General features: G+C 38.5%; 20 protein-coding genes and 1 pseudogene. 9 read left to right on the top strand and 12 right to left on the bottom strand.

What is annotated here, in order from left to right:
• Positions 1-197: 197 nt before the first annotated feature.
• Positions 198-1,196, bottom strand: a complete 999-nt coding sequence (locus CUU64_RS02285) for an STAS domain-containing protein (RefSeq protein WP_180954435.1) — start codon at positions 1,194-1,196, stop codon at positions 198-200.
• Positions 1,197-1,470: 274 nt separating this feature from the next.
• Between CUU64_RS02285 and CUU64_RS02280 the strand changes: the two genes are divergently transcribed.
• A complete protein-coding gene (locus CUU64_RS02280) occupies positions 1,471-2,178 on the top strand; it encodes a hypothetical protein (RefSeq protein ID WP_101631663.1) in 708 nt (235 codons plus the stop codon).
• A 143-nt stretch (positions 2,179-2,321) separates the two neighbouring features.
• Positions 2,322-2,747 carry a phosphate-starvation-inducible protein PsiE gene (gene psiE / locus CUU64_RS02275; RefSeq protein ID WP_101631662.1) on the top strand — a complete coding sequence of 142 codons (426 nt, stop codon included), beginning with the start codon at positions 2,322-2,324 and terminating at the stop codon, positions 2,745-2,747.
• Positions 2,748-2,852: 105 nt separating this feature from the next.
• On the opposite strand, the gene CUU64_RS02270 is transcribed toward psiE, so the two are convergent.
• From CUU64_RS02270 to CUU64_RS21810, 4 genes are all read right to left on the bottom strand, one after another.
• Positions 2,853-3,449, bottom strand: coding sequence for a DUF502 domain-containing protein (locus CUU64_RS02270; protein WP_101631661.1), 597 nt, complete (start codon positions 3,447-3,449; stop codon positions 2,853-2,855).
• Positions 3,450-3,543: 94 nt separating this feature from the next.
• On the bottom strand, positions 3,544-4,866 hold the full coding sequence (locus tag CUU64_RS02265; RefSeq protein ID WP_101631660.1) for a DUF2254 domain-containing protein: 1,323 nt from the start codon (positions 4,864-4,866) through the stop codon (positions 3,544-3,546).
• 220 nt (positions 4,867-5,086) lie between these two features.
• A complete protein-coding gene (locus CUU64_RS02260) occupies positions 5,087-6,238 on the bottom strand; it encodes a lactate 2-monooxygenase (protein WP_101631659.1) in 1,152 nt (383 codons plus the stop codon).
• A 139-nt stretch (positions 6,239-6,377) separates the two neighbouring features.
• A complete protein-coding gene (locus tag CUU64_RS21810; RefSeq protein ID WP_180954434.1) occupies positions 6,378-6,533 on the bottom strand; it encodes a hypothetical protein in 156 nt (51 codons plus the stop codon).
• A gap of 255 nt (positions 6,534-6,788) precedes the next feature.
• Here CUU64_RS21810 and CUU64_RS02255 point away from each other — a divergent pair, with 255 nt between their 5' ends.
• From CUU64_RS02255 to CUU64_RS02245, 3 genes are all read left to right on the top strand, one after another.
• Positions 6,789-7,442, top strand: coding sequence for a hypothetical protein (locus tag CUU64_RS02255; RefSeq protein WP_101631658.1), 654 nt, complete (start codon positions 6,789-6,791; stop codon positions 7,440-7,442).
• A 434-nt stretch (positions 7,443-7,876) separates the two neighbouring features.
• Positions 7,877-8,740, top strand: coding sequence for a glycerophosphodiester phosphodiesterase (locus CUU64_RS02250; RefSeq protein ID WP_180954433.1), 864 nt, complete (start codon positions 7,877-7,879; stop codon positions 8,738-8,740).
• Between the two features lie 839 nt (positions 8,741-9,579).
• Complete coding sequence (locus tag CUU64_RS02245; protein WP_101631657.1) at positions 9,580-11,217, top strand: catalase; 1,638 nt, start codon at positions 9,580-9,582, stop codon at positions 11,215-11,217.
• 126 nt (positions 11,218-11,343) lie between these two features.
• On the opposite strand, the gene CUU64_RS02240 is transcribed toward CUU64_RS02245, so the two are convergent.
• Complete coding sequence (locus tag CUU64_RS02240; RefSeq protein WP_101631656.1) at positions 11,344-12,033, bottom strand: STAS domain-containing protein; 690 nt, start codon at positions 12,031-12,033, stop codon at positions 11,344-11,346.
• A 303-nt stretch (positions 12,034-12,336) separates the two neighbouring features.
• Positions 12,337-12,669, bottom strand: coding sequence for a hypothetical protein (locus CUU64_RS02235; RefSeq protein WP_101631655.1), 333 nt, complete (start codon positions 12,667-12,669; stop codon positions 12,337-12,339).
• A gap of 550 nt (positions 12,670-13,219) precedes the next feature.
• Between CUU64_RS02235 and cspD the strand changes: the two genes are divergently transcribed.
• Complete coding sequence (gene cspD / locus CUU64_RS02230; protein ID WP_101631654.1) at positions 13,220-13,420, top strand: cold-shock protein CspD; 201 nt, start codon at positions 13,220-13,222, stop codon at positions 13,418-13,420.
• Positions 13,421-13,631: 211 nt separating this feature from the next.
• A complete protein-coding gene (locus tag CUU64_RS02225; protein ID WP_101631653.1) occupies positions 13,632-13,946 on the top strand; it encodes a hypothetical protein in 315 nt (104 codons plus the stop codon).
• A gap of 314 nt (positions 13,947-14,260) precedes the next feature.
• On the opposite strand, the gene zupT is transcribed toward CUU64_RS02225, so the two are convergent.
• From zupT to CUU64_RS02205, 5 genes and pseudogenes are all read right to left on the bottom strand, one after another.
• Positions 14,261-15,061 carry a zinc transporter ZupT gene (gene zupT, locus CUU64_RS02220; protein ID WP_101631652.1) on the bottom strand — a complete coding sequence of 267 codons (801 nt, stop codon included), beginning with the start codon at positions 15,059-15,061 and terminating at the stop codon, positions 14,261-14,263.
• A 196-nt stretch (positions 15,062-15,257) separates the two neighbouring features.
• The gene (locus CUU64_RS22305) at positions 15,258-15,350 is read right to left on the bottom strand and encodes a putative holin-like toxin (RefSeq protein ID WP_257985375.1); all 93 of its coding nucleotides are present in this window, start codon (positions 15,348-15,350) and stop codon (positions 15,258-15,260) included.
• Positions 15,351-15,615: 265 nt separating this feature from the next.
• On the bottom strand, positions 15,616-16,719 hold the full coding sequence (locus CUU64_RS02215) for a processed acidic surface protein (protein WP_101631651.1): 1,104 nt from the start codon (positions 16,717-16,719) through the stop codon (positions 15,616-15,618).
• Positions 16,720-17,132: 413 nt separating this feature from the next.
• Positions 17,133-17,249: pseudogene (locus tag CUU64_RS23040) on the bottom strand (hypothetical protein); the annotation flags it as partial.
• Between the two features lie 264 nt (positions 17,250-17,513).
• Entirely contained in the window at positions 17,514-17,714 is a 201-nt protein-coding gene (locus tag CUU64_RS02205) for a hypothetical protein (protein ID WP_101631649.1), read from the bottom strand.
• A gap of 133 nt (positions 17,715-17,847) precedes the next feature.
• On the opposite strand from CUU64_RS02205, the gene CUU64_RS02200 reads away from it, so the two are divergent.
• Both CUU64_RS02200 and CUU64_RS02195 read left to right on the top strand, forming a co-directional pair.
• Positions 17,848-18,222 carry a hypothetical protein gene (locus CUU64_RS02200; RefSeq protein ID WP_101631648.1) on the top strand — a complete coding sequence of 125 codons (375 nt, stop codon included), beginning with the start codon at positions 17,848-17,850 and terminating at the stop codon, positions 18,220-18,222.
• 116 nt (positions 18,223-18,338) lie between these two features.
• On the top strand, positions 18,339-19,481 hold the full coding sequence (locus CUU64_RS02195) for a zinc-dependent alcohol dehydrogenase (RefSeq protein ID WP_101631647.1): 1,143 nt from the start codon (positions 18,339-18,341) through the stop codon (positions 19,479-19,481).
• Positions 19,482-19,505: the final 24 nt, after the last annotated feature.

Here is a 19,505-nt window from a genome sequence, read left to right as displayed (position 1 = left end):
TTAAAAATCTATCTCTTGGGTCGTTTAAATACCAACTGGTTAGTATAATTATAACATAAGAGTGTATTCCTGAATATTCAATGTTTTAAGGATGAAAATCATACCTTCCTACCTTCTGTCCTTGGTTAAAGGGAGAAAACTAAATAGAACAAGCCAGGCGCCATTCCTAGGTAGACCCGGGCTTGTCATTGATAACTTCATCCGCTCTTGGTGATTTGTAGTCCTTCGACAGAAAGCGTGTAGGTTAACGCATGTTTTAACGTATTGAAGCATTTAAATTGTCTGATATCAATCTTGCTTTCTACCATCCCCAGGCTTACAGCAGGAGAAATTCCTACAAGGAAAGATTGTGCTCCTAGTAGCTTGACCGCCTGGGTGATGTTTCGTAAAATAGCAGGCGTGAATTCATCAAGCTCCTTCACAGCGGTAAGGTCAAGAAGCAGGTATTTGGCTTCGAATTTAATGATCCCGTTTAGGATCTTCTCAGTCAATTCAGCAGCAACCGAGTCTTCAAATTTGCCAAATAGCGGGATTACTACAATGTTTTCTAATACGGGAATGACAGGTGAAGATAGTTCCCTAATGGTATTGGTTAGTTCATTCTTTTTCTCTTCTACCAAGGTTTTGAGATATTCAATTTGTTCTTCCTCTTGGGTTCTTATAGGCTGGACAGGATAGTGGCTATTAGTGGATCGACTGATTTCGATAATGGAAGACATATGGTCTTCTTGTTTGTTCTCTGAAAAACGGTACCACATATTCTCATTGAAAAGGTAACTAAACAGGCCTGCGAAATGTGCAGAAAGAAAGATGGATAGATTAGTAGAAATCTCATTGGTTGAAGTGATTGCCAACCTCAATATCACTGTTTTCTTTTTTAGACATAAATGTTCAATCTCAACATTCCCCCAATCTGAAATTTTATAGATATGGGAGAGCCAATTTTCTATTTCTTGCAAATGATATGTTATATGTAATTTTTCCGCCAGGATTTTCCCCGTACGGAATCCCGCTGCCTCCAAAACGGATTCAGCCTTCTCTAAACCGTTAATTTCAGCTATTGTAGCCATGAAGCCATCCAGGAGGATATCCAGCTGTTCAATTCTTGTTTCCTCACTATCATAGGCGAGACTGCCTTGTTCTAGGTTATAGATAGAGTGTCTTCCGTTATTCATATTTTTCCTATCTTCAGACATAATCATGGCTCCTATCTTAAATTGAATAGTTTCCTACATGGCAAATTATAAAAGGGTAAATTTTTTCAAGTGTATATTGTTAATTCTAACCAAGATACGTTATCTATAATTTTATCGAATTTTCTGCCTAATTTACAAATATTTATTTTCCTCAACGCACGAACATGTTAATAAATAGAGGAGGAATTGGTTACCTGCTTGAAAAATCGTTTGGGTTTTTCCTATGCCTACTTTCCTGTATGATAAACAAATACGATGTAAGGAGGATACATAATTGTTTACGACAATTTCACCAAAAGATGGATATCTGCTATTCGAAAATGAAGATGAATATATTGCAAAAATCAGGGATTGGGGGCTTATTTCTGCTTCCGCTAAATCCCCTAAACGGGAGTTCCTTTACAAACGGGAAAACACTACATATATTGTATCAATCAAAGGATATGAAATGAATGGGACCCATGAGACAGCGGTGATCTGCTTTTCCAATGATGCTCTTCATTGTGTGCATCCCGCATACTTGAAGGAAATGCAAAGCCCTTCATTTGGCAGGGAGTCGGTTTTGGATGTACTTGATCAGCCATCTGCTGCAAAATTACCTGAATCAGGAGCGCGACTTCAGGACACAAAACCTGAGAAACCTAAAGCTAAGAAGCAAACAAAGGAAAATGACACAACAAAGGCGCTTGTTCTGCCAAGTGAAAAAGTATCAATTGAAGCTGTGTTAAAAGAGTTTTCAACAAAATATAACCATTTTAACGAAAGCGAGGATGAAATCCTGATACTCGAACAGGTTAAAATCGTTTCAGAAGATTCCCTTGACGTAGGAGACGCGTGGTGCGGTTATAGCAAAACCCTCAAGAAACTTGAACTGGAGGTTGGAGACTTTATCACGTTTGACGCAAAAATAGTGGATAAAAAATTAAATAAAGATATTCAATACAAAATTAATAATCCTTCTAAGATCACAAAAAAATCTTAAGAAAACCATAAAAGGATGACCAGATCTGTACTTTGGCCATCCTTTTAAAGCCCATTTCCTTCGAAACCATTTTGCTTTCTTAGGAGTAAGGTTAAATAATAAATAATTAGAACATAGAACTTTTTATACTAGGAGGAATTCCGATGTTTACACAAATTAAAAATAAATGGCCTATTCTTAGAATCTCCGTGGTCCTTCAATTAGTGTTAAATACAGCCCTCATCCTGTTGGCGATTATTCTTAGTGTATTACTCCTAAAAGAAATCGTGTATTTTATCAGTGTTTCTTTTTCAAACTCGGGCATGGATATTCATTATAAACTGCTGGAGCGTATTATGGTTTTCTTTTTGTATTTTGAGTTCATAGCAATGATCATTAAATATTTTCAGGAACAATATCATTTTCCGATCCGTTATTTTCTTTATATAGGCATTACAGCGATGATACGTCTTATCATTGTCTATCATGAAAATCCTGTCCACACGCTGCTGTTCAGCCTGGCCATACTTGTATTAATCATTAGTTTTTATATCATGAATTCTGCAACAGGTCGTAGAGGAAGGTATTAGTATATTCGTATAACTATTTTTATTTTGAAAATCCAAAAAGCACGGGCACCAAAAATAGCCCGTGTTTTTTAAAAGCTCTACAAATGAAATAACATTGGCGGGGTATTAGCCAATTAATTTCTTCTTTTCTTTCTTTGAAGTCATGCCCCCAGATAAAATAAACTTCATTGCATCTTCCGGTTTTACATCTATGGCTTCAATTTCATCTTTTGGAATCAAAAAAGTGAAACCTGCTACCTGAAAGGTTTGCTGAATATAAACAGCGACGTAGTCCTTTAAGGGATCATAGAGGCTTTCCAAGTCTTCTGATGTGATAAATCCCATGCTTTTCATATTCGTTCCGGGAATCGTAACAAGTACTACCTTTGAAAAGGACTTTTTCTCGCCAAGGAATGAATTGATGGTATCCTTGATGACAGAATAAACCGTTTTTACAAGCGGTATCTTTTCTAGAAGCCTATCGATCAGCCGAATAATGGTACCTGTTAGGAATTTAGTAGACAGCCAGCCTAAAATTGTGATGAGGGCAAGTGTTACAACCAATCCTATGCCCGGTATATAATCATCCTCTAAGTAGGGTTTCAAGTATTTTCCGAGGATTCCATCCAGAAACATAAAAGTTTTATACACCACATATACCACCAGAATAATCGGTACAATGGTTAAGACACCGTTAATAAAATTTCGTATTAGACTCTTCATTTCAATCTCCTGCACTTTTAAAGTTTATAAAGTTAGTTGCTTTTCCTATTATTCCATAATTATTTGTGCAGGACAATTTCTTATTATGCATCCATTACAACAACATGCTATTCGCTTCATCTTCTTTATTGCATGCTTTGGAAAGTCCTTGCCAATGTGTATTCAGTAACTTTTTGTCAAGGCTAAGCCATTGTTCTGCCTTTAGCCCTTCCATAATATAAGTCGAAAACTCCCAAACCGTATTCTTTATTTTCTGCCCATTTGTTTCGGCGACCAGTGATAAAGCTTTTAAAATGGAAACCATAACAGAAACATCAGCTCTTCCATAATGGCGGATTTGATAGAAGCTTCCGTACAAATAGTCTGAGAATGACGGCTGCTCCAGTATGACTCGTAAGTTTCCGTCTTCATCGCAATAATAAGGATTTTCAGGTTCGATATTAGCGATTTTAGTAAGTATTTGGCCCAATTGCTGAATGCAGTTTATCGCAGTTTCAGGGTCATTTTTCCCAGGTGCAATTGCCCTTAAAGCAATTTCAGCTAATTTTTGGATTCCGAGCTGTACATCTTCTATGGATTCTTGATCAGGTGTAAGGAAAATAAAATCAAGTAAATGTTGATTAAATGATTCATTACTGTTCCACACGGATACAAGAGGAGTATCTACATCCACATAATCCCCGGGAATTTTTTCAAATTTAATGATAAGGTTATTTTCTACTGAAAAGTCTATTAATTTTTCCAGTTCAATATATTGAATGTACCCTTGATCCTTGCTCCTTACTTCGTTTGCTTTTTTGCTTTCAAGCTGAAGATCTGAATATTTAGAGGAAGTACATGGCGAAGCTCCCATTTTACTCTTATGTTTATCCACCGAATATAGTGTTTCTTTCGTGATATAGGAAATTAAATTTCCAACCTTAATCCATTCTGTTACGTGGTGAATTAAAAAAACGAACATTCCTAGACACACAAAGGTTACCATTATGGCAAAAGACGGAATAATAAACACGTTTCCCGGCTCATTTTCTCTAACTTGGATGAGTAAGATCAGGGCGTACACATACCCACCAATAAATGTGCCTAGACCATGCTGTATTTTTGATTCGGCGTTGAAATTCTGTAAGGTACGGGGAGAATATTGCGCCAAAAATGTAGTTTCTACAACTAATACGGATGAAAAGGTGATCGTAGTCATTGTAAGCAAGGAAGTGGATATTGCACTTAAAATCGTTTGAGCTAATTCTTTATCAGTAAATAAAACAGCAGGAAGCCAGTTCATCAAACCGCTTTCAGTTGTTACGAAACGATCCAATTGCATCGTAAGAATTGCCAGGATAAAAAAACAAATACCGTATAGTGCAGGCAAAATCCAAAAATTTGCTTTCATTTTATTTAATACGAATTTCAGTGACATGGCACCATTCCCCCCGATAAACTAGTGGATAGAGCGTTGTTATAAATTTTTATATTACCCAATTTTTAATGTATGTAACATTTTATAAGTAAGTTTTTTGGATATGGAACGGCGAGAAAATCCATAAAAAAATAAACGACCTCCGAAAAACAGAGAATCGCTTCACTTTTACCTTGTTTTTATTTCTTGCATAAAGGTTATTTGGTTTTTGGCTAAGCCCTCACAGTTTTTTCAATAAAGAGCGGTCGATTTCCTGGATTGATTTTTTTCCTGCTAATGCCATTGTGAGATCAAGATCGGCTAGTATATTCCTTAGTACCTGCTGTACACCCTTTTCCCCTGCCAGTGCTAGTCCGTATATGTATGGGCGGCCAATTAATACGGCTTTGGCCCCTAAAGCAAGCGCTTTCACGATATCAGCGCCCCTGCGGATCCCACTGTCCATCAATACTGGGATGTCATCACCTACCGCCTCACAAATTTCAGGCAGAGCATCCAACGCAGCAATCGCTCCGTCCACCTGTCTTCCACCGTGATTACTGACGATTATGCCATCTGCTCCATGTGCTCTGGCAAGCTTTGCATCTTCAGGATGCAGAATACCTTTCAGCAAAATAGGCAGGGAGGTGTGCATTCGGATGTACTCAAGATCCTTCCAAGTGAGAGATGGATTTCCAAATACTTTAGACCACAACATAATGGCTGATTGCATATCTTCGTTTGGAGGGCACTCAAGTCTGGAGCAAAACACCGGGTCTTCAAGGTAATTCCCGATTCCTTGTCCTAAAAGAAAAGGTAAATAGGCGTTTTCAATGTCCTTTTCCCTCCAGGCCATCATTGGGGTATCCAGAGTAATGACAATCGCACTGTAGCCTGCCTTCTCCGCTCTTTTCACCATGCTCGCCGCAATTTCACGATCTTTACTCCAATACAATTGAAACCATTTGACTCCATCCCCTGCTGCTTCTGCCACCTTTTCCAGGCTATGGGTAGAAGCAGTACTGGATATAAAAGGGACCCCGGCTGAGGTAGCTGCCCGTGCAGATGCCAATTCACCCTCTGGATGAACAATTGACTGGACTCCTACAGGAGCACATAGTACAGGAAATGGTAGGGTTTTTCCGTAAAGCTCAAGACTTAAATCCCTTTCGTCCGTATCACAGAACATTCTCGGTACGATTTTCCATTTATAAAAAGCTTCACGGTTGGCCCTCGCCGTTTCTTCTGCACCTGCTGATGCAGCTACATAATGGTAGGGACCGGATTCCAGCTTGTCCATTGCCTTCTTTTCAAGTTCTTCGTAGGTTACCGGCACTACATTTTTTTCGATATTTTGATAGACTTTTAGTTGGACTGTATTGCCAAACTTCATCTCTTCTCCTCCTTCTCCCCTGTCCTTTATTGTTTTACCCTCCCTTCTATTTTACCATATGTAACCAGATGCGGTTTATATTTTATAAAAAGCTGTTTCTATTTTCCAAAATTTGTTGGGGGACAGACCCCCAACAGGATTATTGGCGCCCCTCTTCACGATTCATTGATCCACTTTTCTCAATAGACACATGATTAGGTTGTTTAGGATAGTTACGTTTTCCTGGATCATCAGGGCCGGTTAGGTCTTGCCTTTGGTCTAAATTACTGTACTCCGTCTGGTTTCTGAATGGCATAGACGTTTCACCTCCTTGGTTTAGGATTGATGAAAACCAATGCTTAAATTCAGGTAATTTCTACAATATACTTAGGTGGCCAACCGAAGATGACTTTATTTGTGGCGGCTTCATTCCTTATTGAATAAACTGTGCCTTTCTTTCATGAGTAGAAATTAATTGTTATGTGTTGGGATACCATAAGGGTATATGTAAGTTTTCTTACATAAAACATTCAGGAGTAAAAATATCATTAGTTGGAGGAAAGAATCCGTTATGGAAAACCAAAACGATGTAAACCAGCACCAATCTAGCGAAATGCAAAAGGAGATTTTTGAAACACATACGTGGGAGTGGTTTTTTGCCAAGGAAGCGGAAGGTATAACCGCTTCAAGTGCAGGAGTTGAATACTCCCATTTCATCAAGAGGCATTTTGGGTTAGATATCGATTATAGCAAGCTTATTATGGAGTCGGTAAAAGAACTTTCTGAAAAGGTACATGAAGATTTCAATGAAACTTCGATCAATGGCTTACTTGCACAGTGTGAGAATATCAGGAGTCGTTACTTAGACTATCTTGAAACGAAAATCAAGGGTGATGCAGGGATTGTACGAATTCAAGAAGACAAATTGTTAGAGCTTGAAAAATCAGCTGGGAATACGGCAAGTGACACAACCAATCTGACACCCATTACACCTGTACTCGGCCTTATTAGTTATGCATGCTCCTTACATTTACTGGTGATTATTGAAGTGATACCGGCAGCTGCGGAATTTAATGAGACACTGACACGGCTGGCAGCTGAATATGGAACTATTTTGGTAAGTGGAGCTAATGAAATTGGTGAATCCATAGGAGGCAGGGAACAAGAACTATTCAGAAACCTTGCAAGTGCATGGCGGCTGCTGCCTAATAAACATGGACTATAAAACACTGAAGAGGCTGGGCGAGCCTCTTTTTGGTGTTACACGAGTTAAATTTTGTACATATGGGATGCACCAAAACATGTGGGAATTACTAATACATTTTTTAGTTCATCCTCTCTCTCCATAGCTGCTAAAATAGTTGTGTATAAGCCTCCTGAAACCTTTGAATACTTCGGAACAAGCTAAATCCATGGATTTCCCTCCCTCATCCATAATATCGAACAGGCATTTCCAAATCACGAAGAATCACTCACCTAGTTAACGAGCGCATAATATATTATAGATAGGTGGGCATATGCATTTTGGAAATAGCCCTGTATGAAAAAATAACAGCTGAGTAAACTATTTATAAAATATGCTATTATTCTTTACCTTTTTATAGAAGAAAATTAATAATCTGCTGATAATCTTAAAAAGTAGTTTAAAAGAGATGGGAGATGGGCAGATTGAAAAAAAAATGGATGTCGGCGCTAGGTGCGCTGGTAATTGGGATTGGTATTGTGGCAGGGGGAGAAACAAGTATGGCAAAGGAAAAACATAAAGATATTGTGAACGTTTCCCATCGGGGAGCTTCTGGTTATGCGCCTGAACATACGATCCTCTCTTATGAAATGGGCGAAAAAATGCATGGTGACTATATTGAAGTTGACTTGCAAATGACAAAAGACGGCAAGTTGATCGCAATGCATGACGAGAAACTTGATCGAACAACAAATGGAACAGGTCTTGTAAAAGATTACACACTTGAACAGATCAAGCAGCTGGATGCAGGCACATGGTTTAATGAAAAATACCCGCAATATGCAAAGCCTGAATATGTTGGAGTCCAGGTCCCTACCCTAGAAGAGGTTTTCAAAAAATTCGGTAAAAATAAAAGTTATTATATCGAAACTAAATCACCTGAGGTTTATCCTGGAATGGAAGAAGAATTACTAAGACTTGTTAACAAGTACGACATTAATAAAAGAGCACTTCTTGTGCAATCATTCAGTGACGAAAGCCTGCTAAAAATGAATAGTTTGGATCCTTCCATCAAACTGATTCAATTGCTTTCTTATAAGTCTAACGCATCTATAACTGAGGAGGATATCGCAAAAATAAAGCAATATGCTGTCGGTGTCGGCCCGAATTATACATACCTCAATCCAGAATATGTCCAAAAGGTTGTAAACAGCGGTCTAGATATCCATCCTTATACCGTGAATGACAAGGAAACGATGCAAAAACTGATTGACTGGGGAGTAACCGGAATGTTCACAAATTTCCCGGACCTCCTTCATGAGGTAAAGAAAGGAAAGTAAACTTGTTTCGAGGATATTCAAAGAAAAGTGTTACCTCCATTAATTATAGGGCCTACCAAGGGATAGAGTAATTAATCGCTCTATCCCTTTATTTAGTAATCCCGATATATTTCACACAACACTGTAGGAAAATATGTCACCTCGTTATCTTTTACTTTTGTGCATCTCCTGTATGACCATATATAACCTCCCCTCCCCTTCTACGACGCTTCAAAAGGACTTCCCTTTCTCTATTCAAAACGCAACCAACTAGTAAATATGTTATCACTTTACACACCATTTTCTAAGAAAAGAGTCGTTCCTTCCGTATTAAGACAATAGTTTACTAATGTCTACGCTAATGATGGTTATTTCTAACCTTATTTCTTTTGGGTTTTAGGTGTGTTGTAGTCAGTATTTCCATTCAATTTATATTATGAAGTTTTTTAAAATTTATTTAAAATGTTAGCACGCGTCGACGAAAGAACTTTACACTTCTTTAACACCGCTTGCTGTCAGACGGTGATTAATAAGTAGATAAACTAGGAGCTTGTATCTCAGTAACCCCTTTCCCTATGTCCCTCAGAAAAACACCTCTTAATTTATGTATAAAATTTCCGTTTAATGAAGAAATTATATCTGTTGGTAATACTTATACATATATGCCATGAAAAGCGATTCATTATGTATAACTTGGTTCTGCAGACATAGTTCACATAGTGATGCTGCTGCAGAAGATCACTATGTTGTATTACCTGTACAACACTCTTGTAGGACATTCGGTTATCATGCATCATGTTAAAACCAATCCATGATGTACCGGGACTGTCCAATAGAGCGTATCAGCAAGGAGGATTGGAATGGAAAAAAATGAAGAAAATTTTGGGACAAATGTAGAAGGTGTGGGCGGTCCTGATGATGATCGATTGGGCAAGGGAGAAGATAAGAATACATTAACCAATCGTCAGGGACACCCTATTACCGATAATCAAAATGTTAGGACGGTCGGCAATAGAGGTCCAACAACTTTAGAGAACTACGATTTTTTTGAAAAAATCACCCATTTTGACAGAGAACGTATTCCTGAAAGGGTAGTCCATGCACGCGGAGCAGGAGCACATGGATATTTTGAAGCCTATGGTAAGGTTGGAAATGAATCCATCTCAAAATATACACGCGCCAAACTATTTCAGGAAGAAGGAAAACGAACTCCTGTATTCGTAAGGTTCTCAACAGTGGTAGGTGCACGGGAATCATCTGAAACTGCCCGGGATCCACGAGGGTTTGCGGTAAAGTTTTATACAGAAGATGGAAACTGGGACTTAGTAGGAAACAATTTGAAAATATTTTTTATCCGTGACCCAATTAAATTCCCTGACATGATCCATGCTTTTAAGCCAGATCCAGTGTCAAACCTGCCAGATCCACAAAGAATGTTTGACTTTGTCTCCCAATCACCTGAAGCAACACATATGATTACCTTTGTCTTTTCTCCTTGGGGCATACCTGCAAATTACAGGCAGATGCAAGGATCAGGTGTCAATACATACAAGTGGGTAAACAATGATGGTGAGGCGGTGCTGATTAAGTATCACTGGGAACCAATAAAGGTACCTATTAAAAATTTGACACAAAAAGAAGCTGAACAGATCCAATCTAAAACAACGAACCACGCTACCCAAGACCTGTATGAAGCCATCGAACGCGGAGAATACCCTGAATGGGAAATGCAGGTTCAAATCATGAGTGATGATGAACATCGGGAGCTTGATTTTGATCCGCTTGATCCGACAAAATTATGGCCGCCTGAGAAATTTCCGTTTTTACCGGTTGGAAAAATGGTACTTAACAAAAATCCGGAAAATTACCATGCTGAAGTTGAGCAGGCTGCTTTTGGAACTGGGGTACTAGTGGATGGATTAGATTTCTCTGATGATAAACTTTTACAGGGTAGAACCTTCTCCTATTCAGATACTCAGCGTTACCGTGTGGGAACTAACTACCTGCAACTTCCGATTAATTCACCAAAGAAAAGGTTTGCCACTAATATGTGGGGAGGCAAAATGCTTTATCGTGTGGATCGCGGGCCAAACCAAAATCCTCATGTCGATTATGAACCTTCTACACTTGGCGGCCTGAAGGAAGCCGAACAAATCGGTAAAGTCCATGAACCTTTTTACAGCGGGAAATTAGTCCGTGAAGGAATAGACAGGCCGAACAATTTCGGCCAGGCCGGTGATACCTACAGGGCCTTTGAAGAATGGGAAAAGGCTGAGCTTATCAGCAACCTTGTTGACGCCCTTAAAATATGCGAACCGCAGATCCAAGAGAAAATGATTGAGAATTTTACCAATGCAGACCCTGATTATGGACGAAGGGTATCTGAAGGCTTAGCCCTAGCTAACCAGACTGGTACAAAGGAACATACAAGTTCTGCGGACGCAGATCAGGCAACACAACAGGCTAAACAGATGGGCCATGAAGCAGATCCATATTAATCCATAAGATATAAAACTAGCCCTCGATTTTCATAAATCTGAGGGCCGTTTTTTTGGATTAAATTTGTGAATCATTCAATTAAATATTTTGCAAAAAAAGTAATGGACTTTTTGCATTGGCACTTATTATTCTAAGCTATCTAATGCTTGTTTAAGATGACCAAACGTTGCAATGGAAGAAACATTAATTGTTGCTTTTACCACTGTTTTAACTAACTCAGGCCGCAATCCTGTTATAATTACTTTCACCCCTAACAAGTTGAGTACACTTGATATTTGATTGAGGTAGAAAGCAACTTCTTCATCTATATCCAAAATTCCTGAAAAGTCGGCAATCAGGTAATCTAACTGAAGGTTTGCAATTTTGGGAACAACATTGTCCATTATATATTGTGCTCTGTAATGATCAATGGAACCAATTAAAGGAAGAACGGCGATACCCTCTCGAATGGGAACAATGGGTGCTGATAATTTAGCCATTTCCATTTTATTCTCTTCCAACATTTTTTCGGTACGACGCTCAAATGCAAAGACAGCTTCATTTAGGCTGATGTCTAGCAATGAATTGACTCGTTTTATTAAAAAACTGTTTTCTTCAAGAGAAAGCTTTAACTCTGTTCCGATTTTCGTTAAGATATCGGTGAAGACTTCCCTCGTTGGCGGGTAACGAACGACTTCGTTCGAAATCTTTTCTCCTGCAGCAGCTATTCTTTCGCCATTTTCTTTACTCCACTTAAGAAGTTCAGCGGGTACTCCCTCTTTATCTTCAGAGAAAGCGGTCCCTAAAAAACCGATGAACTCCACATACATTTTCATTGCTCGTTCTTTTTCATGTTCACTTATGCTTCCATTTATTTTCTGAATAACGCCATTAACGATTTCAACAGCTAGAGATTGTGCTTGATCGATAAAGTATTAAGAGACTTTTAAAGTCATTGTCATTTCTTTCGCCCACACCTTCTAAGTATTTAATATAGTTTATTAAAAGTGAAGGAACTTAATTTAACTTGTATTATACTATATTATTATAAATGTGTATGCTGAAAAAAGCCTTTGTTGTGATTCTTAATCTGTTAGAGCTTAGTAAGTGGACTTAATTTGGACGTTATATATTAAATCCTAATCGTCACTACGATATCGGATATAGTCATAATAATTGGTAGGAATTCTTTTTAGAACTGTTCCGTCTTCGGATTTATATATCTCCACCTCCTGGTATTTCTCAACAATTTCCCCGTCGATTGTTTCCGATTCGACCAAAACCTTTTCGAATTCCGGCATGATTCCTGACGTATCATCTTCTTCTGCTTCACTGTTAACCGGTTCCTCCATCTGGCTCATGGGAATATTGGCCGGGAGCTTTTCCATCACCTCATGGTCTTTCGTTTCTATATATGAAATGATTGCTATCCCAAATAATATCACGATTAGTGGTATACTTTTTATATGCATTAAGTCGTCGTCCTCCCTTGATTTAATTGATCAAAATTAATAAAATTTATGGAGTTTGGCCAAAAAATATGACAAAGCTATTCACGATTGTCTTTCATCTGTCCAAAAACATTACATATAGCATAAAAGGATGAGTAAAAGTACATTGTGTTTTCTTTATACAAAACATATCAGAAGGTGAAGACAGTAAAGAAATGGTTAGTGCCGTGTAGATGGTGTCACAACTTATAAAAAGCGTTTGCCCGCTTACAGCAACCGCTTCAAATGAACAATGGATATTCCCGTTTATTTTGTTTCAATGTATATCAGGAAAGGCTCTTTTTGCCGTTCTATTTAGTCCTTGAAATTCCCCTGTTTACCAAAGTAGTTTGCTTTTGGTTTTTAAAAAAAGGTTGTTAGGGATTTGATATCTTTTCCATTTCCTGTTACTATAATATTGAATTATTTTTGTTCGGTGAAATGGACAGTAAAAGTTTACACATTTTGTCTTATCTCACTAAGAGCAAGGATAGTAATATTTTGTGTGTTAACGCACTAGGAGGCAACAAAAATGGAACAAGGCAAAGTAAAATGGTTTAATGCAGAAAAAGGTTTTGGTTTCATCGAACGCGAAGGTGGAGATGATGTATTTGTCCACTTTTCAGCAATCCAAGGAGAAGGCTTCAAAAGTCTAGAAGAAGGACAAGAGGTTTCTTTTGAAGTAGAACAAGGCTCTCGCGGACCTCAAGCTGCCAACGTTGTAAAATTATAATTGCTAGAAAATATACAAGCAGGCTCTATACTTAGGGCCTGTTTTTTTGCGTAAGCTTCAGGAAACTCCCTAAGGTTTGATCCACTTTTTTGCAGGCTTTCCATCATTTTCTTTCGATGAATAGAAATCCACTCTTAACCTGATTAATACGTCTATCCCTTATTACCATGCATGAATATATTGCTCATATAAATGTAAAGGAGGAAAAAGAATGGCTGATTCAGATAGCCGCGCACGCGCGGACTTTGATGTTGACAACAATTTTGATAATGAATTTGATTCACGAAATAGAAACGATGTAGAAAACGATAATAAAGTAAGAAATTCCGACCACAATAGAAACGTTGCTAAACTTTCAAATTCCGGAAATTCCAGAATTTCACTCGATATTGATGTAGATTCTGATTCAAGAGCACGTGTACGTTCTAGATCCACTTCCAACTCCGATTCAGAGGCAGATCAAGAGCAAGATACTAACCAGGACCAGGAAGCGGACCAAAACCAGAACGTTGACGTTGATAGATAAGAACCCAGTCAACCAGAGCTTTCTGGTTGGCCGTTTTTTTTATTTCATTATTCTACTGTCCTTTCGTTATGCTGGGTACTCCATAATCTGTTTGTTTATAATTCAAACGAATGTATGTAATCTCCGTATCTAAAAGAAGCAACAGCAGTAATTTGGGAAGACAAAAAATAACTCGTTGAACTTCATGATGTAAGTTTTGTTTAGATAGAGGATTAATTAGTGGGAGCCTAACAAAAAGAAGGCAGACTGCGCTAACACTCGTTTGCCTTCCTGAAATTAACGGCCGTTTACAATGGTATGACGGTAAATCACTATTAGATAAACAATAACAAGCTAAGGGCCATCACTGCCATCCCACCTATCAGTCCATAGATGGATAAGTGGCCTTCATCATACTTTTTTGCTGCAGGCAGCAGTCCATCGAGGGAGATGAAAACCATTATGCCTGCAACAGCGGCAAAAATCAGGCCAAACATAACATCGTTTAAAAAAGGCATTAAAATCAAATAAGCGGCTAATGCTCCGATCGGTTCAGACAAACCAGATAAAAATGACAGTTTAAATGCTTTTTTCTTATTACCTGTAGCAAAATAGACCGGTACAGAAACGGCAATCCCTTCCGGTATGTTGTGTATCGCTATCGCCACAGCTATCGCTATGCCAAGCGCAGGGTCCTGCAGTGCAGAAGTAAAGGTAGCAATTCCTTCAGGGAAGTTGTGAATACCTATGGCCAGAGCTGTAAATGTCCCCATTTTTAACAACTCCTGCTCCTTTATAGGTTGGTTCATATCCTCAACACTCTTTAATTCATGTGGATTCCCCTGCTTTGGAATCAACTTATCGATCAAAGTGATTAAGAGCATTCCGCCAAAAAACCCCGCAGCGGTGACCCAGTTCCCTAACACATTTCCCAAAGATTGTACAAGAGCATCCTTCGCCTTAACAAAAATCTCAATCATAGACACATAAATCATGACACCCGCTGAAAACCCGAGAGTTAAAGATAAAAATTTTTTATTGGTTGTCGATGTAAAAAAAGCAATGACACTTCCGATTCCAGTAGCAAGGCCGGCGATTAAGGTCAGCCCGAATGCCAACAATAAATTTTCTGCCATATCTCCCTTCTCCTCTAACATTTTTTTGCTGAAGCATTAATTTACATTTCACTTGATACAATAGTATGCGATTACGCTAAAAATGTTTCCCTCACGAAACATTTTACACCAAAGTTAAAATATTGATCAAAGCCAAATGGTTATACGTAAAAAAAGCAGTGGACAATTTCCACTGCAAGCTGACTACTATGCATTGTCAGGAATCTTTACGGTTACGAAAAGAAAGAACAGCAATGACAAACATCCCAAAACTAAGCATCAATGAAATGACTTCAAAAGTGTCCATCATTTAGCCCGCCTCCTCTTAACATCCTGCCCCAATTAAAGATTGTCCTATACGGACTTGGAGATAAAACAGTACAAATTAAACTATGTACACTTCTAATGACGAAAGACTGCTTTACATGGAGTTTGTACATTATAGTGGAAGAATGAAAAGATATTTAAACAGATTTTCAAATGAAAAAAATGCACCACCAACTGTTGATCTTATCCAAACAATTGGGGTGCAGCTTACCGAAAGATCCTGTTATTTAATAGACTTAAAGACTTTTTTAAGCCCTTCTATACGTACGGTACAACATCATTCCGGCAAATATCATACATAAGCCGAGCAGGGCGTTCATTGCATAGTTGCCCGCAGTTTTTGGCAGCTTGCCACCCTTTTCGGTTTTTACTTTTGTTGATTTTACTTTTGTTGATTTTACTTTTGTTGATTTTACTTTTGTTTTTTCTTTTACGACGTTTTCCACTTTCTTCGTTGCCGTTCCAAGATCTTGTCCGATATCCCTGACAGTATCCCCATCTACCATTTCTCCAGTGATGAGAAGGTCAGCCAAAAGTTTTCCTTCTAAATCGTAGATATTGATCTTTAACTTAGCATTGAAAAGCTCTTCCATTTTTAAAACTTCCAATAATGTAATTGGAGTTTGCTTGCCATTTTTCACAATCACAAAATCCAATTTCATGTGCATCATGGTGAATAATTCATCATAAATAGCAAGTATTTCACTTACTTGTTCAGGTGTTAAGTCATCCAGTGTCTCAAAGTCTTCAAACGCCATCATTCTTTCTGCGAGCTGTTCAAACTTCGCTGTGGCTTCCGGGGTGGAAAGTTCTTCCTCTAATGACATTAAATGTTCTTCCAGATTTGTCAGTTCCTGTTCGGTAAGACCAAGTTCTTCTTGAAAAGCAACCAAAAGGTCTTCAGTGAATTCCTCATCGAATTCTTCATCAAATTCTTCTTCCGGGTTTAAATAGAATGCCACTGATTGTGCTAGGTCATCGACGAAAATGTAATCCTCGATGGATTCACCATATTCAACCAATAACGCTTCTAATTCTTCCATAGTCATTTCATAAGCAGACAGCATGTCTTCAAGGTTGCTGTAATCTGCTGCAATTACTTCTCCAAGGAAATCTGTTAGCCCCTCTTCCCCTTTGACGCTTTCAAAATTAGCCAACTCTTCATCATACAAGTTGTAAAGGACGTTTTCGATATCATCCTTGGTGACCTCAAAACCTCGGATGTCGCTAATTTCTTGTAAATAGGCTTCTAGATCATCATTAAAGGTTGGACTCTGTGCTGCGAACGATTTCACAGGCAAGATTGATAGAAATAAAATGAATGCAAGTACACTACCAGTAAGTTTTTTCATCCGTTTCCCTCTTTTTCCGTATGTAAATAATTACAGACTAATTATATTCTATCTATATAAAACAAGGCTACAACCAAAAAAAGGATATAATAAACTTTATTTGATGCAGATTTCTTTTCTATAAAAATAGTTGTAACTTTCCATTGGCAGCTTTTGAGACATCCCACGCTCCCATTGGTCTCCTGAGCTTTAGGTGAATTGTTTGACAGTGCGGCTACTGCTTTTCCTTTTGAATCTTTCACAAGAATACTAACCTTTGCAGTCTCGTTAATTTCGTGTTTAAAATATACCTTGTTAACCTCTGAATCAAAAGATATTGCTGTATTTTTGATCGATGAAGCCACTACATCCTTGGATAGAGTAAAAGGAACAAACGTGTTAACTTGCTCTATGGTTGGTTCATAAGCTTGCTTGATCGTCGTATTTTGATAATAGAAGGCAAGGATTTCTCTATACGATTTTCCAAACTCACCGGCAATTTTTGCTCCGTGTTGGCTCAATCCAACCCCATGTCCGTACCCTCTCCCAGAAACATTACTTATATCTCCATCTGTGTCAACTTTATCGACAAGATAACTCCTCATAAAATCCAAGCCGTTAATAGCCCTGATTTTTGAAGCACAAACGTCTACTAGATGAATACTCTGCTGTACTGCTATCTTACTTTACGAGGAATTCAATCAAAATACTCCCTTTACCTTACCCTTCCGCCTGATGTTTGAGCATGAAGCGATAGGAACGGGACAATGATTCCATGTTCCAGGAAGCGGGCATTTCAGCTGGGACAACACTTTTTAATTGTCTTCCAGATCAACAATGTTTATGGAGCGAACATATTTCCCGCATTCATTCGAAAAAGAAAAGCTTCCTAAATAAAAGTGTCCATCTATTGAAAGCGGACCGTTCCCTTTTACAGATTTTACTTCTATTTGGGCAGCTTTCCCCAACATGCTCGGCCATTCTAAAAGAGAGGGTTCAGCACCATCGATTTTCATAGTGTATGTCTGGTTTGCCTCCAGTTTAATAGTATCTATGCTGGCTATGTATGAAACTTCCGGTTTGTATATGGTTAAAATAAGACTAATCGGGGAAAAGAAATTCTACACTTAAAAATAAGGAGGAAAAGACATGAAAAATAAAAATATGATGATGGGAACCTTAGCCTTAGGAGCAGCTGCATATATGCTAAGAAATAAGGAATCCCGCGACAAAGTGATGACTCAAGTCCAATCCTTGGCAATGCCGGAGAACATTGAAAAAATCAAAAATCTCCCATTTCTTAGTAATGACTATGGCAGATCCATTTTAAATACACTTCAAAGTACTTTAAGTAAAAATACTAGTAACAATGGGACTTCATACAAAGACCAAACTATTCAAAAAGGGGCATCCGTAACGGATCGACCAACTTCATACAAAGAAGACTCTCTGCTGGGAACGGATTTTGCACAAAAAGAAGAAGACGACACACATTCCCTGGCAGAGGCCCCTAAACTCTTATAATCGTGATGCGGCCAGCTCACAACCAGCTTTGCAGCGGATGGGGCTTGTCATAACTATGATTATTTCGAATATCACAGGGTATAAGAAAACTATTCTATTATATTAGGAGGTTTTTTATGAAAGCAGTTACCTTTCAAGGAGCAAAGGATATTCAAGTAAAGCAGGTAGAGGACCCTACTCTACAGAAGAAAGATGATATTATCGTACGAATTACATCGACAGCTATATGTGGCTCAGATCTTCATATTTATCAGGGAGCCCTTCCGACCCGGCCTGGATATGTGATTGGGCATGAACCGATGGGAATTGTTGAAGAGGTAGGCCCGGAAGTGACAAAAGTAAAAAAAGGCGACAGAGTAGTCTTGCCATTCAATATCTCTTGCGGCCAATGCTACTATTGTCAGCATGATATGGAAAGCCAATGTGATAATTCTAATCCTAATAAGGAAATCGCTGATACCGGTGGTTATTTTGGATTTACTGAACGCTATGGAAATCATCCAGGCGGGCAAGCCGAATTATTGCGAGTACCATTTGGCAATTTTATGCCGTTTGTGATCCCAGAATCGTGCGAACTTGAGGATGAAGCCTTGTTATTTATGTCAGACGTCCTTCCTACAGCCTATTGGAGCGTCGAAAATTCAGGTGTTAAGCAAGGTGATACTGTTGTTGTGCTTGGTTGCGGACCGGTTGGGTTAATGACACAAAAATTCGCCTGGATGAAAGGCGCCAAACGCGTTATCGCTGTGGATAACATCCCCTACCGTTTGAACCATGCAAAAAAGATGAACAATGTAGAAATTGTTAATTTTGATCAATTTGATGATACCGGAGCACACATAAAAGAAATAACTGAAGGTGGAGCAGATGTAGTGATCGATTGTGTCGGAATGGATGGAAAAAAGTCTGTTGTCGAAGCGGTAGAGCAAAAGCTAAAGCTACAAGGAGGAACGATTAGCGCCATTAAGATTGCCCTAAATGCAGTGAGAAAGTTCGGAACGATACAGTTAACGGGCGTATACGGCTCCGTGTATAATATGTTCCCGCTTGGTAACATATTTGAAAGAAATATAAACCTCAAAATGGGACAGGCACCTGTAATCCATTACATGCCAATGCTATTTGACAAAATCACGTCCGGCGAATTTGACCCAACTGAAATAATTACGCATAAACTTCCGATTGATGCGGCAAGTGACGCTTACAAGATATTCAATGATCATGAAGATGAAGTTATTAAAGTTGTTTTAAAACCTTAATAGCATAAAATCCCCTTTGGTTTA

It is taken from the genome of Bacillus sp. V5-8f, assembly GCF_002863565.1.
Classification (GTDB): Bacteria; Bacillota; Bacilli; order Bacillales; family DSM-1321; genus Peribacillus.
Note: the sequence above shows the minus strand (reverse complement) of the source record. Positions and strands in the feature narration are given on the sequence as shown.